The organism is Corynebacterium sp. DNF00584, assembly GCF_001552965.1.
Classification (GTDB): Bacteria; Actinomycetota; Actinomycetes; order Mycobacteriales; family Mycobacteriaceae; genus Corynebacterium; species Corynebacterium phoceense.
This window is the reverse complement of record NZ_KQ959759.1, coordinates 28,829-41,888: the sequence shown is the minus strand read 5'-3', so window position 1 is coordinate 41,888 and position 13,060 is coordinate 28,829. Positions and strand designations below refer to the sequence as shown.

General features: G+C 64.3%; 13 protein-coding genes, 1 tRNA gene and 1 pseudogene. 10 read left to right on the top strand and 5 right to left on the bottom strand.

From position 1 onward, the window contains the following. Both HMPREF0307_RS08435 and HMPREF0307_RS08430 read left to right on the top strand, forming a co-directional pair. On the top strand, window positions 1-200 hold a 200-nt coding region (locus tag HMPREF0307_RS08435), incomplete at its 5' end, for an HNH endonuclease (protein WP_197418402.1). A gap of 275 nt (window positions 201-475) precedes the next feature. Beyond that, the gene (locus HMPREF0307_RS08430; protein ID WP_066491396.1) at window positions 476-1,501 is read left to right on the top strand and encodes a zinc-dependent alcohol dehydrogenase; all 1,026 of its coding nucleotides are present in this window, start codon (window positions 476-478) and stop codon (window positions 1,499-1,501) included. 38 nt (window positions 1,502-1,539) lie between these two features. Here the strand turns inward: HMPREF0307_RS08430 and efeB are convergent, their stop codons facing one another. The 4 genes from efeB to HMPREF0307_RS08410 form a co-directional block, all read right to left on the bottom strand. Then, window positions 1,540-2,778 carry an iron uptake transporter deferrochelatase/peroxidase subunit gene (efeB, locus tag HMPREF0307_RS08425; RefSeq protein WP_066491393.1) on the bottom strand — a complete coding sequence of 413 codons (1,239 nt, stop codon included), beginning with the start codon at window positions 2,776-2,778 and terminating at the stop codon, window positions 1,540-1,542. A 2-nt stretch (window positions 2,779-2,780) separates the two neighbouring features. After that, entirely contained in the window at window positions 2,781-3,911 is a 1,131-nt protein-coding gene (gene efeO, locus HMPREF0307_RS08420; protein ID WP_066491389.1) for an iron uptake system protein EfeO, read from the bottom strand. Window positions 3,912-3,917: 6 nt separating this feature from the next. Beyond that, window positions 3,918-4,721: an iron uptake transporter permease EfeU gene (gene efeU / locus HMPREF0307_RS08415; protein ID WP_066491383.1), complete on the bottom strand. Its 804-nt coding sequence runs from the start codon at window positions 4,719-4,721 to the stop codon at window positions 3,918-3,920. A 187-nt stretch (window positions 4,722-4,908) separates the two neighbouring features. Next, complete coding sequence (locus tag HMPREF0307_RS08410; protein ID WP_082723289.1) at window positions 4,909-6,426, bottom strand: amino acid permease; 1,518 nt, start codon at window positions 6,424-6,426, stop codon at window positions 4,909-4,911. A 59-nt stretch (window positions 6,427-6,485) separates the two neighbouring features. On the opposite strand from HMPREF0307_RS08410, the gene HMPREF0307_RS08405 reads away from it, so the two are divergent. Continuing rightward, window positions 6,486-7,097: a MazG nucleotide pyrophosphohydrolase domain-containing protein gene (locus HMPREF0307_RS08405; RefSeq protein WP_066491380.1), complete on the top strand. Its 612-nt coding sequence runs from the start codon at window positions 6,486-6,488 to the stop codon at window positions 7,095-7,097. On the opposite strand, the gene HMPREF0307_RS08400 is transcribed toward HMPREF0307_RS08405, so the two are convergent. Further along, on the bottom strand, window positions 7,094-7,525 hold the full coding sequence (locus HMPREF0307_RS08400) for a hypothetical protein (protein WP_066491372.1): 432 nt from the start codon (window positions 7,523-7,525) through the stop codon (window positions 7,094-7,096). The two genes, HMPREF0307_RS08405 and HMPREF0307_RS08400, sit on opposite strands and share 4 nt — an antisense overlap. Window positions 7,526-7,698: 173 nt before the next feature. Here HMPREF0307_RS08400 and HMPREF0307_RS08395 point away from each other — a divergent pair, with 173 nt between their 5' ends. The 7 genes and pseudogenes from HMPREF0307_RS08395 to HMPREF0307_RS13325 all read left to right on the top strand — a co-directional run. Next, window positions 7,699-8,490, top strand: coding sequence for a lytic transglycosylase domain-containing protein (locus tag HMPREF0307_RS08395; protein WP_066491370.1), 792 nt, complete (start codon window positions 7,699-7,701; stop codon window positions 8,488-8,490). Between the two features lie 341 nt (window positions 8,491-8,831). Further along, window positions 8,832-10,109 (top strand): phosphopyruvate hydratase, encoded by a 1,278-nt coding sequence (eno, locus tag HMPREF0307_RS08390; RefSeq protein ID WP_066491368.1) that lies wholly within the window; start codon window positions 8,832-8,834, stop codon window positions 10,107-10,109. A 151-nt stretch (window positions 10,110-10,260) separates the two neighbouring features. Beyond that, on the top strand, window positions 10,261-10,917 hold the full coding sequence (locus HMPREF0307_RS08385; RefSeq protein WP_070539418.1) for an FtsB family cell division protein: 657 nt from the start codon (window positions 10,261-10,263) through the stop codon (window positions 10,915-10,917). 75 nt (window positions 10,918-10,992) lie between these two features. After that, window positions 10,993-11,559, top strand: coding sequence for a DUF501 domain-containing protein (locus HMPREF0307_RS08380; protein WP_066491366.1), 567 nt, complete (start codon window positions 10,993-10,995; stop codon window positions 11,557-11,559). A gap of 43 nt (window positions 11,560-11,602) precedes the next feature. Continuing rightward, window positions 11,603-12,577 carry a Ppx/GppA phosphatase family protein gene (locus HMPREF0307_RS08375; protein WP_066491363.1) on the top strand — a complete coding sequence of 325 codons (975 nt, stop codon included), beginning with the start codon at window positions 11,603-11,605 and terminating at the stop codon, window positions 12,575-12,577. Window positions 12,578-12,663: 86 nt separating this feature from the next. Beyond that, window positions 12,664-12,740 (top strand) — tRNA-Leu (locus tag HMPREF0307_RS08370). A gap of 83 nt (window positions 12,741-12,823) precedes the next feature. Next, window positions 12,824-13,060, top strand: a pseudogene (locus tag HMPREF0307_RS13325) (3,4-dioxygenase subunit beta); the annotation flags it as partial.

Sequence of the window (13,060 nt, the reverse complement as noted above, 5' to 3'; positions counted from 1 at the left end):
TGACGCCGGCTTTGTTGTGCGAGCGTGACCACTTTATCCCGCGGAACAAGGGCGGCGACACGAATGTCGCGAACCTTGTGCCGTTATGCCGGTTCCATAACGGGCGCAAGGCCGATGGTGATTCGTATACCCGTGATGCCGAGGGCAATTACTGGTACGTCACGCCGTATGGCAAGCGCCTACTCTGCACCGTGGACTAACAGCCGAAAGGAAACCCCAGCCAAGGCTGGGGTCATTCGGCATGCCTTCGTGCGGGATGGAGGAAACGACCGAGGTTAATGAAATGGGTATTCATTTATGCAGGTCGGGGGTAAAAATGCGATCTTTGCAGTCTGGATGTGCTATGTCACTCATCGCGTAGGTTTCGTGTTAGGTCATAGTTTTGCGGAATTTGCAGCGGGGTAGGGCGGCTCGCGCACGCGGGCGAGATTTCTAGTCTGGGTGACGTCATCGACCCGTAGTAAAGGAGTACATAATGAGTGATACATTCACTGCCGCTGTCGTCGAAGAATTCGGACCTACCCTGAATATCCGCGAGGCGGATCTTCCGGAACCGGGTCGCAACCAAGCACTTGTGCGTAACCTTGCGTCGGGCATCTGCCACACGGACGTCCACGCCGCGGAAGGCGACTGGCCTGTGAAGCCGGAGCCACCGTTCATCCCGGGGCACGAGGGCGTGGGCGAAGTGGTCAAGCTGGGGCCGGGCGAGCACACCGTCGAGGTAGGCGACATTGTGGGCAACGTCTGGCTGTGGTCCGCGTGTGGTGTGTGCGAGAAGTGCCGCACCGGCTGGGAAACGCTGTGTGACGAGGCGGAGTATGGTGGCTACACTGTGGACGGCTCGTTCGGCGAGTACATGCTCGTGGACACCCGCTACTGCGCGCGCATCCCGGAAGGCTCGGACCCGATCGAGGTCGCGCCGATTCTTTGCGCTGGCGTCACGGTCTACAAGGGCCTCAAGGTCTCAGAGACACGCCCGGGCCAGTTCATGGTCATCTCCGGCATCGGTGGACTGGGGCACATCGCGGTGCAATACGCCGTCGCCATGGGCATGCGCGTCATCGCGGTGGATATCTCAGAAGAGAAGCTAGCGCTGGCGAAGAAGCACGGCGCCGAGTACACCGTCAACGCCAAGGAAGCGGACCCGGCCGAGGCCGTTACTGAGTACACCAAGGGCGGCGCCCACGGCGTGCTCGTCACGGCCGTTCACCCGCAGGCGTTCGGCCAGGCCATCGGCATGGCGCGCAAGGGCGGCACCATCGTCTTCAACGGCCTGCCGCCGGGAGAGTTCCCCGCGCCCATCTTCGACATTGTCTTCAAGGGCCTCACCATCCGCGGCTCGCTCGTGGGTACACGCCAGGATCTCGAGGAGGCGCTCGACTTCTACGCCCGTGGAATGATTAAGCCGACGGTCGAGGAGGTCAAGCTCGACGACGTCAACGAGGTCTTCGAGGGACTTATCAAGGGCGGCATCGAAGGCCGCCGCGTCATTCGCTATTAGGGCGGAGTCCGCGCCGCACGCACGCGGCGCGGACGCATCTAGGCCGTGGCCTCGAAGAGCCCGCGGCCCCACCAATCGTTGTCATCTGCAAGCCCCGGCGGGCAGGCGAAGATGGCAGACGACTCGTAGCGCACGTACTCATTCATCTTGTCCGACTTCGCGAGCTTCTTTTGAATGGGGATAAACCGCTCGGCAGGGGAGTTGACGATCGCGATGAAGAACAACCCCGCGTCCATATGCCCGAAGTCGTCGATGCCATCCGTGAAGTTATACGCACGCCGTAGCATGCGCGCCCCGCCATTTTCCTGGTGGCTCGCTAGCCGCGCATGCGCCGTAAGCGGAATGACCGGGCCCGACGTACCGACATACTCGTCGAGCGGCAGCTCGTCGAACTCGTTCTCACGGCCGAGCGGCGCGCCTGAGCTCTTGACGCGACCAAACGTCTCCTCCTGGTCGGAGAGCACCTGCCGGTCCCAATTCTCCAGCAGCATACGAATGCGTCGCGTGATGAGGAACGTGCCGCCGTCGAGCCACGAGTTCGTGCCGGAGACCCAGATATGTTCGTCCGCCAGGTCGGTGTCCTCGGCCTTGATATTGTTCGTGCCGTCTTTAAACCCGAAGAGGTTGCGCGGCGTTTGTTGCTCGCGAGTCGTCGTCGACGCATGCCCGAAGCCAAGCTGCGACCACTTGTACTCCACGACGCCGCGGCCAGCGCGCGCGAGGTTCCGGATGGCATGCACGGCGACCTGCGGGTTGTCCGAGCATGCCTGGATGGCAATATCGCCGCCGCAGAGCTTGCCGATGAGCTGGTCTCCCGCAAACTTTGGCAAATCCTCCAGCTCGGCCGGACGTGCGGAGGCAAAGCCAAAGCGCTCGTCAAAGAGCGAGGGGCCAAAGCCGATGGTGAGCGTGAGGTTCGCCGGCTCCAGGTCGTAGGCCTCGCCGGTATCCTGCGGGACAGAGTGCTGGCCGACCTCGGAGATATCCTCATCGACAGCGGTCTGGCCCCGCGTCATGCGCCGCGCCATGGCGGTCCACGTGCGCAGGAGCTCCTCGAGTTCCGTGCGGTCTTTTGATACGACGTTGAACGCCGCGAAGTGGAGACGGTCCTGCTGCGCCGTGACGATGCCGGCCTGGTGCGGGCCGTTGAACTTTACGATAGCTGCGGCGGCCGTGACTCCATCCCGGCCGGAACTATCGGAGCATGCTGTGACCGTCCCCGCGGCGAGTAGACCGGCCCCGCCGAAGAGCGCGCGACGGCTAAAAGAACGACTCATGGCTAGCTCGCTACGACTTCCTGGACGGTGGAGACTTTTTCGGTGAGGACATCGAGGGCATCGGAAAGCTTGCGGCGTTCGTCTTGAGAGACCTTGTCGTAGGAGACGAAGCCATCGCCCTCGCGGTACGTGTCGAGCAGCGTCTGGACGGCGTCGAAACGCTCGTTGATGTCGGTGAGCAGCTGTGGGTCGCGCTCGTTGAGCGCCTTCTCCAGCGACGCGATGGCCGCGCGGGAGCCGTCGAGGTTTGCCTGGAAGTCGTAAAGGTCGGTATGGGAGAAGATGTCTTCTTCGCCGGTGATCTTGGACGTGGCGATCTCGTCGAGCAGGCCCTGAGCGCCGGACGCGATCTGGACGGGCGCGAGCGTGTAGTCGTCCGCGGCCACGCCGTCGACGAGCTCCGCGATGTCCTGTTTGAGCTGGGCGGCGTCCGCCTTGGTCTCGTCCGTGATCTTCTTGTTTACCCAAAGATCCTTTTCGATCTTGTGGAAGCCGGACCAGGTGTCGCCCTCCTGGATGTCGGCCTCGCGCAGGTCGATGCGCGGGTCGAGGTCGTTCGGGAAGGACTCCGCCACGGGTTCGATGCGCTCGTATGGGGTGCGTGCGAGCGGGAAAAGTTCCTTCGCGGTGTCGATATCGTCGGACTCGATGGCGGCGACGAACTCGTCGACCTGCCCCTGCAGCGCGGTGGTCTGCGAGCGGACGTAGGAGATGTACCCGTCGACGGCCTGGGTGAGGACCTCGTCGGTGGAGGCTTCCACGGCCTCGCCGGTCACCTTCAGCGTTTGGGAGAAGCCGTCGCCGACCATTCCCGGCTTACACGTGAGTGTGTAGTCACCCGGGTCCGTTATTTGGACGACGAGCTTGCGGGTGGCGCCTGGGCCGATGTTTTCGACCTCGCCGACGACGCGGCCGCCGGAGGTGTAGACGTAGAACTCCGTGGTCTTCTCACCGTTATTGGTGACTTCGAAGGTCGAGGTGCCGGTGGTGGCCTCGGCGCCGGAGACGGTGCAGGCGTCGTCCGTGGCGGCGACCGTGAAGTTGGTGGATTGCGATTCGTCGACTTTGTCCGCGCAGGCGGTGAGCGATCCCAACGCGAGGCCGGCGACAAGTACAGAGACAGTGCGGTTCATGAGTAGTTAGGCTTTCTTAGTCGGTCGGAGAAACAGGTACAGAGCGATAACGAGGTAGACGGCCCAGCCCACCATGGACAGCGTGGTGGGAGCGGGGACGAGGTTGAAGATGCCCTCGATAAACGTCGCGAGCGCGGTGCCCGGGGCGATGATGTGCGAGACGTCGAAGGCGAGTGTGTGCAGGCCCGGCAGCAGGCCGGCCTCCTGGAGGTCCGTAAGGCCGTAGCGCAGGATGCCTGCGGCGACGATGACGAGCAGGATGCCTGTGACGCGGAAGAACGTGCGCAAGTTGATGCGGATCGCGCCGAAGTACATGGCCACGGCCACCGCGACGGCGATGGCGATGCCTAGCGAGAGGCCAAGCGCTGGCGTGGCCGAGGAACCGTAGGCAAAGGTGTCGAAGACGAGCAGCGCGGTTTCGATGCCCTCGCGGACGACGGCCATAAACGCCAGAACAAAGACAGAGCCGGGGCCGACGGCGATGGCGTGTTCGAGCTTGCCTTCGAGCTCAGCCTTCATATTCTTCGAGGCGCCGTGCATCCACAGCAGCATGTAGCTCACCAGGGCCACGGCGACGAGGCTGCCGATGCCCCCAATAATCTCCTGGCCCACCGTGGTCAGCGTCTTGGTGCCGTAGTAAATGATGGCGAAGACGGCGAGCGTCACGGCGATGGCAGCGGCGACGCCGGCCCAGACCCAGCGCATCTGCTTCGAGTGTCCGGACTTGGTGAGGTAGGCGGCGAGGATGGTGACGACCATGGCGGCCTCGAGGCCCTCGCGCAGGCCGATGAGGAGGTTGGCGAATAACATGGCGTCCTTCCTGAGCAGGTGGGGTGACGGCGGGTCGCGCCGCTTTTATTATCCGACTCAGGTTAGGCTTGACATAATAAAACGGGCGTGATGTGTGACGGCATGCAAAAGGGGCAGCTCACGTAAGGTGAGGCTACCCCAATTTGTGCTAAGCCGCGGTTGCGGCGTGAAGTGCGGAATGTGCTGGTTAGAGCGTGAGACTGCCGTTGACGAGGCCCCACACGGCGGCGATGGCGCCGACGAAGACGAGGGCGACGATGAACCACTCGAAGCCGTTGAAGACGCGCTCCTTCTTGGCTAGGCGCGTGCCGACGTAGGGGATGAGACCCGGGATGACGGCGAGCGCGCCGAGGAGGACGTAGACGAGGTCGGCGGCGTAGATGAGCCACAACGAGTAGATGAAGGCGACGAGGCCAATGGCGAGGTGGTGGCGGTTCTCGCGCGGGGAAACCTCGGGGCCTGAAAGGTCGAATTTGTCGCTGGGGCGCGTGAAACCGCGGCCGCGGGAGGCTAGCAGCACGAGGTAGAGCGCGGAGAAGATGTACGGCAGGAGGTACATGATGGCGGCGAGCTGGACCATCGCGTTATACGAGGTCTCGTTCAAGTAGAACACGACGACGAAGATTTGGATGGCGATGGTCGAGATGAGCTGCGCGACCCACGGGGCACCCGCGATGTTCACGGTGCCGATGCGGCGGGGGAGCAGGCCGTCGACGGCCATGAGCACGATGGGCTCGGCGCAGAGCATCTGCCAGGAGACGTAGGCGCCGAGGACGGACAAGCACAGGCCGAGCGAGATGAGCGCGCCGCCCCAGTGGCCGACGACGGCGGTGAGCACGGAGGCCATTGAATTATCCGGGAGCGCGGCGAGCTCGGCCTGGCTTAGCACGCCGAAGGAGAGCGTGGAGACGGAGACAAGGAGCGCGAGTACGGAGATAAAACCGATGACGGTGGCGCGGCCGACGTCGCGGCGGGTGCGTGCCTGCTTGGAGTAGACCGAAGCACCCTCGACGCCGATGAAGACCCAGACGGTGAACAACATGATGCCCTGGATCTGCTCGAAGAGCGGCGTGCCGGAGTCCTCGCCCCAGAAGTCGAAGGTGAACTTGTCCCAGCTAAAGCCGAGGAACGCGACGAGCACGACGAACGCCAGGATGGGTACGAGCTTGGCCACGGACGTCACCATATTCATAAATGCGGCCTGCTTGATGCCGCGGGCGAGCACCGCGAAGATCGTCCACGACAGCGCGGAGACCGCGATGGCCGAGGCTAAGCGGTGGTTCGCGTCGAAGAACGGCACGTAGTGCCCGATCGTGTTAAAGAACAATGTGGCGTAGCCGACCTGCGCCATGACCGAGCCTAGCCAGTAGCCCCAGCCCGAGGTAAAACCGATAAAGTCGCCCAAGCCCGCGCGCACGTAGGAATAGACGCCCGAGTCGAGCGCTGGCTTGCGCTGCGCCAGGATCTGGAAGACGAAAGCGACGGAGAGCATGCCCACGCCTGCGATGAGCCAGCCGATGAGCATGGCGCCCGGGCCTGCGACCGACGCGATGTTCTGTGGGAGAGAGAAGATGCCCGCGCCGACGGTGGAACCGATGATGAGCGCGACGAGAGTCCAGATGGTGACGGAGTGGGTGCGCGCGCCCGAGCCGTCTGCCGCGGCGGCGCCCGTAAGGGCTGCTGCACCTGTGGAAGGGTTGTTCATCTGTATAAAATTACAGACTTGACGCGGCGGGTGAAAACCGTTGTGAGAAACTAGGAGCTATGACTGTTCTGTTGCTCGATGAACGCTGGCCCGACCTTATCCCCATGGAGGCGCTCGCGCGGGTGACCCAGCCGGTGACGTATACCGGCGAGTTGCCCGTCAAGGTGCGCTGGAACTTCGGGGATCTCGTCACGAAAATCGACCCTACGGGCGTCGGCACCATCGTGACCACGAACGCCGCGGACCCCGCCGTCGCCGTCCGTATCAGCGCCGGCGAGGAGATTATCGAGGCCGCCTCGCGCCACGAGCCGGTCTACGAGGCTCAACGCATCATGTCCGCCGCGCGCTCGCGCGGCGAGTGGGAGATGGGCCAAACCCATCGCTCGCTCCTGCCGTACCTCGCCGAGGAGACGCGGGAGTTTGCTGCGGCGGTGGAGGAGGGGGCATCGGAAAGCGAGCTGTGCACAGAGCTCGGAGACGTGCTGCTGCAGGTGCTTTTCCATGCGGAAATCGCCGCGCGCCGCGGCGCCTTTGATTTTGGCGACGTTGCCACGAGCTTCGTGCGAAAAATGCGCAGCCGCGCGCCCTACTTGTTCGACGGCTCGACCGGCGTCGTGTCGGTCGAGCGCCAAGACGAGCTGTGGGCGCGCGGCAAGGCGAGCGAAGGTTAAGCCTTCGAGGACAGGCTCTCGACGAACGGGAGGACCGTCTCGAGCTGCGAGGACAGGCCGAAGCTGCCCGGTGCGTCAGCCTTGACGATGCCGCAGGCCTGCGCGCGCTGCGCGGTCTGGGTGGAGTACTTCACGGCCGCAAGCGCCAGCGCCGGGTTGGTCGTGCCCTCGACCTTGCCCAGGCCCTGCAGGCCCTTGGCGAGCTGGCTCTGCGTGGTGGTCTCCGTGAGGAGCTCGCCCTCGGTGGCGGAGTCGATGCCCTGGAGTACGGTCTTCAGCGTGCCGCAGTCGACGGTGTTGATGACGCCGGACGCGATGGCGTCGGCGCCGAGCAGAGTGCCGAGGTCGAGCTGTGCGGCGGACGCGGACGGGGCGATGGTGAGGGACAGGGCGGCCGCAGCGGCGGCGACGGTGGCGCGAAGCTTCATGAAAATTCCTTAGAACGGTGAGGGAAGAACAACAACACGGTAGAGAACAAAGTTCCGCGCCCACCTTAATCGTGAATGTGACAAAAGTAAACAGTTGAGACTTAATTGTCATAATCTAGGCGTCGGGCGGGGCAACGCGGCGCAGGTGCGGGGGAGCGCTAGGATTGTCCGTCATGACTGATTGGGTAAAGCGCGCGGGCGGCTGTGGATGTGCTGCGGTCCTCGCCGTCATCCTTGTCGTCTCTCTCGTCGCGTGGCTCATGTCGTATTTCCATGTGCCGTCTCCCACGCGCACGCTTCAGTCTGTCGATGCCGTCGTCCCGCCGGCTGCGCCCGAGCCCGTCGCGCTCATCGACGTCCACGCGCCCGGCCGCACCGCGGACGAGCTGCGCGAGTGGTCCGCCCCGCTCGCCGCGTCCACGGACGTCTCGGGGCAGGCCCTGCGCGCCTACGGCAACGCGGAACTCATCGCCCGCGACGCCTGGCCCGAATGTCACCTGCAGTGGAACACCCTCGCAGGCCTTGGCTGGGTCGAAACCCGCCACGGCACCTACGGTGGCAGCTGGCTTAAGCCGTCGAACCTCGACGCCACCGGCCGCCCCGACCCGAAGATTGTGGGCATTCCGCTCGACGGCACGAATAACACGGTGCGCATCGAGGACACTGACGGCGGCCTCCTCGACGGCGACACGGAATTTGACCGCGCCGTGGGCCCTCTCCAGTTCATTCCCAGCACGTGGGAACACTTCGGCCTCGACGCGGACGGCGACGGCGTCGCCGACCCACAGCAGATTGATGACGCCGCGCTGAGCGCCGCCAATCTGCTCTGCGATAACGACCGCGATCTCGCCGTGGAAGAGGATTGGCTCGAGGCCATCTACGCCTATAACAACTCACGCGACTACGTCACCCGCGTTGCCAAGGCTGCGAACTCCTACGCCGTGCCGCAGCCGGCAAACTCCTAAAACAAACCTTGCCAACGCCCGCCCGGATGCCCGCGCGGTCTCTCGTCGGGCAAAGGTGGGAAATGCCACACTTTCGGGCGTAATCGGGCACTCTGGCATGGTTTGCCCAGGTGAATCGGGCTGTGGCGGCGCTGTGTGAGCCGCCCATGTCTACTGTTCGGACTGTGACCTTGCTGATTTTTCTGGCCAGCCCCGCCACAGATCGCAAAAATCTGGAACAATTATGGGCGGAATAAAAAACTTCCTCGTTTCAGGCTGGAGCGCATAGAACGTAACGCGCACTGCCGGGCTGATTCGAACCCTTTCAGACCACACACAATGTTTACAGGAGTGAGCACATAATGGCTGGCATCATGCACGTATTTGGCCGTGAAATTCTGGATTCCCGCGGCAACCCGACCGTTGAGGCTGAGGTTTTCCTTGAGGACGGTGCACACGGCGTCGCCGGCGTGCCGTCCGGTGCGTCCACCGGTGTCCACGAGGCCCACGAGCTGCGTGATGGTGGCGACCGCTACCTGGGCAAGGGCGTTCTCAACGCTGTCCACAACATCAACGAGGAAATCGTCGATGAAATCGCCGGTATGGAAGCTGATGATCAGCGCCTCGTCGACGCCAAGCTCATCGAGCTCGACGGCACGGAGAACAAGTCCCGCCTCGGCGCCAACGCCATCCTCGGCGTGTCCATCGCCGTTGCGAAGGCTGCCGCTGAGTCCGCTGGCCTGCCGCTCTACCGCTACATCGGTGGACCGAACGCCCACCTCCTGCCGGTTCCGATGATGAATATCGTTAACGGTGGCGCCCACGCCGACTCGGGCGTTGACGTCCAGGAGTTCATGATTGCCCCGATCGGTGCCGAGTCCTTCTCTGAGGCTCTGCGCATGGGCGCTGAGGTGTACCACTCTCTGAAGTCCGTTATTAAGTCCAAGGGCCTGTCCACCGGCCTCGGTGACGAGGGCGGCTTCGCCCCGGAGGCAGAGTCCACCAAGGCGGCTCTCGACCTTATCGTCGAGGCCATCAAGAAGGCTGGCCTGGAGCCGGGCAAGGACATCGCCCTGGCTCTTGACGTTGCCTCCTCCGAGTTCTACAAGGACGGCAAGTACCACTTCGAGGGCGGCGAGCACACCGCTGAGGAGATGGCCAAGGTCTACGAGGACCTCATCGCGAACTACCCGATCGTCTCCATTGAGGACCCGCTGCAGGAGGATGACTGGGAGGGCTACACCAAGCTCACCGCCGCCATCGGCGACAAGGTTCAGATCGTCGGCGACGACTTCTTCGTCACCAACCCGGCCCGCCTGGCCGAGGGCATCGAGAAGAAGGCCGCCAACGCCCTCCTCGTCAAGGTTAACCAGATCGGTACCCTCACCGAGACCTTCGACGCTGTCGAAATGGCTCACCGCGCCGGCTACCGCACCATGATGTCCCACCGTTCCGGTGAGACCGAGGACACCACCATCGCTGACCTCGCTGTCGCCCTCAACTGCGGCCAGATCAAGACCGGTGCCCCGGCTCGTTCCGAGCGCGTGGCCAAGTACAACCAGCTGCTGCGCATCGAGCAGGAGCTTGGCGATGCCGCCGTCTACGCCGGCCGCTCCGCCTTCCCGCGCTTCCAGGCTTAAAGCCTCGCGTCGCGCCCACCGCGTGGCATGCGCACAGCGCCTAGCGCGCTGACAACTATCCCGCCGTCTATTTCGGACGGCGGGATTTTTGCGTGCGGACTCGCGCCGCGCCCGGAGATCTGCACGGCGGCGGGCTAGGATGGGAAGTCCTATGGCACCCAGCTCGAAGAAGAAGTCGCGGACGACCGTCCCCGTTGCCTCTCGCGACGCGGACCGTCGTGCAGCTGCGCGCGCCGCCGTGAAAGACCGGGCGGAGGCGCGCACGCGCCTCGACATCCTGGGCTGGGGCATTCTGGTTCTCGCACTCATCATCGTGCTCGTCGCGGTGGCCATGCCGCTCAACAACTATTACCAGGGCCGCGCGGAGATTGCGCGCCTCAACGAGGCCATCGCTGCGAAGAGCGCGGAGAAGGAACGTCTCCTCACCGAGATCGACAAGTACCGCTCGGAGTCGTATATCGAGCAGGAAGCCCGCCGCCGCCTGGGCGTGGTGAAGCCAGGGGAGACCGCGTACCGCATCCTCGATCCTAAGATGACGCACGACTCCGCCGTGACGACGGATAAAACGCAGGTTGAGGACTCCCGCGACTGGTACACGGTCCTGTGGGACTCCTTCGCCGAGCCGCCCGTGGACAACGGCGCCGTCTCCGACAGCCCGAACGCCGCAGAAACCGGCGAGTCCGGCGAAATCTCCGAGGCCGTGTCCGAGGCCGTCTCGGAGCAGCAAGGTCCCGCCGACGCAGAAGGCGCGCACGCTCCCGCGGGCCCTGAAGGCGCGCAGGCCCCCGCCGAACCCGCCGCCCAGTAGTCGGAGCGACGTGGCCGCGGGGCGGTAGACGGCCGCGTTCTTCGCCTCCGCGCGCGGTGTGCGACAATATGGGGCATGACCGCGCAAGAAAACGACGCCGCCCAGCTGGCGGCCGATCTCGAGATCGTCAAGGAGCAGCTTGGCCGCCCGGCCCGCGGCGTGCTCGCCATCGCGTACCGTACTCCGGACGGCCAGCCCGCCGTTGTGAAGACCGCGCCGCGCCTGCCCGATGGCACGCCGTTTCCCACGCTGTATTACCTCACGGACCCGCGGCTCACGGCTGAGGCCTCGCGCCTCGAGGTCGCTCACGTCATGAAATGGATGGAATCCCGCCTCGCCGAGGACGAGGAGCTCGCTGCGGACTATCAGCGCGCCCACGAGCACTTCCTGGCTGAGCGCAACGCCATCGAGGACCTCGGCACGCAGTTCTCCGGCGGCGGCATGCCGGACCGCGTCAAGTGCCTCCACGTGCTCATTGCCTATGCGCTTGCCGAGGGCCCGCAGCACTTCCGCCTGGGCACCGAGGCCGTCGCCATGGCCGCCGAGTACAAGGATCTGCGCGGCACCGCCATTCCGCAGGACTGGCCGACGGTCGAGGAACTGGGCATCGACATGGCCCAATTCGACGTGCCCAACGCCTAGAACACGGCACGATTACACACACCGTATCTGCAAGGAGATTCCCATGACCCGTGTGGCAGCCGTCGACTGCGGCACAAATTCCATCCGTCTACTTATCTCGGACGTGCAGCCGGATGGCACCATTCGTGATATCACGCGTCTCATGGAGATCGTGCGCCTAGGCGAGGGCGTCGACGCCACAGGTGAGTTCGCCCCGGCCGCGCTAGAGCGCACCCGCGCGGCGCTCGAGAAGTACGTCAAGCAGATGAAGTTTGAGAAGGTCGAGCGCGTGCGCATGGTCGCCACCTCCGCCTCGCGCGATGCAAGCAACCGCGAGGAGTTCTTCTCCATGACTGCGGAGCTGCTTGGCGAGATTCAGCCCGGTGCACGCGCCGAGGTCATCTCCGGCGACGAGGAGGCGAAGCTCTCCTTTACCGGCGCGGTCGCGGACTTGGGCCGCGATGAGGCACCCTACTGCGTTATCGACGTGGGCGGCGGATCCACCGAGTTTGTGGTCGGCACCGCGGACGGCGAGCTGCTTGGCTCGCATTCGGCGCAAATGGGCTCGGTGCGTCTCACGGAGCGCATCATGCGTTCAGACCCGGCCACGGAGACGGAGCTGGAGATCGCCCGCGACTACGTCGCCGAGCGCATGGAGGATGTCCTCAAGATTGTGCCGCTCGACCAGGCGCGCACCTTCGTCGGCTGCGCTGGCACGTTCACCACGATGTCGGCGCTGGCTCAGGGCCTAGAACGCTACGACTCCGATGCCATTCATGGCTCCGTCCTGCGCTTCGATGCCCTGCGCGTGCTCATTGACCAGATTCTGATCGAGACCAGTGCCTCGCTCGTGCTCAACCCGGTCATTCACCCGGGCCGCGCGGACGTCATCGGCGGCGGCAGCATGGTCGTCCAGGGCATCATCGACGCCGTGGAGAAGGTCACCGAGGCCCGCTCCTTCGTCATCAGCGAGAAGGACATCCTGGACGGCATCATTGCAGGTCTCGCTGCCGAGCTTGCCGATGCCCCCACCTCCTAAAGGCCCGCACCTCCCACCGGGTGGCGCCTAAGGCCGCCCCAATTTTTAGTGCCCGTGGCGAGTGCAATAAGCTAAAGGCACCGAAGGCCCCCATAGCCCAATCGGCAGAGGCAGTTGACTTAAAATCAATTCAGTCAGGGTTCGAGTCCCTGTGGGGGCACCACACAGCACACAGCCAGGATTTTCCTGCGGCCCTGTGCGCATAATTCGGGGGAAATTCCATCAAGAGGCGATAGCTTTACTCGCATGAGTACTTCACCCATGTATGAGGGCGGGCCGCTGGCTCGCCCCAACGACGACGTCGAGGATCAGGGCCTGACCTTTGACATTCAGACCATCCTTACCCGGCGCCGTCTCCTGGGCGTGCTGGGTGTCGGCGCGGGCTCGGCCGCGTTGGCTGCCTGCGCGCCCGGCGGCCAGTCGGCTCCCAGCTCGACTGCGGCCGCGACGACGAGTGCGACGGCGAGCGAGGGGGGGGGGGGG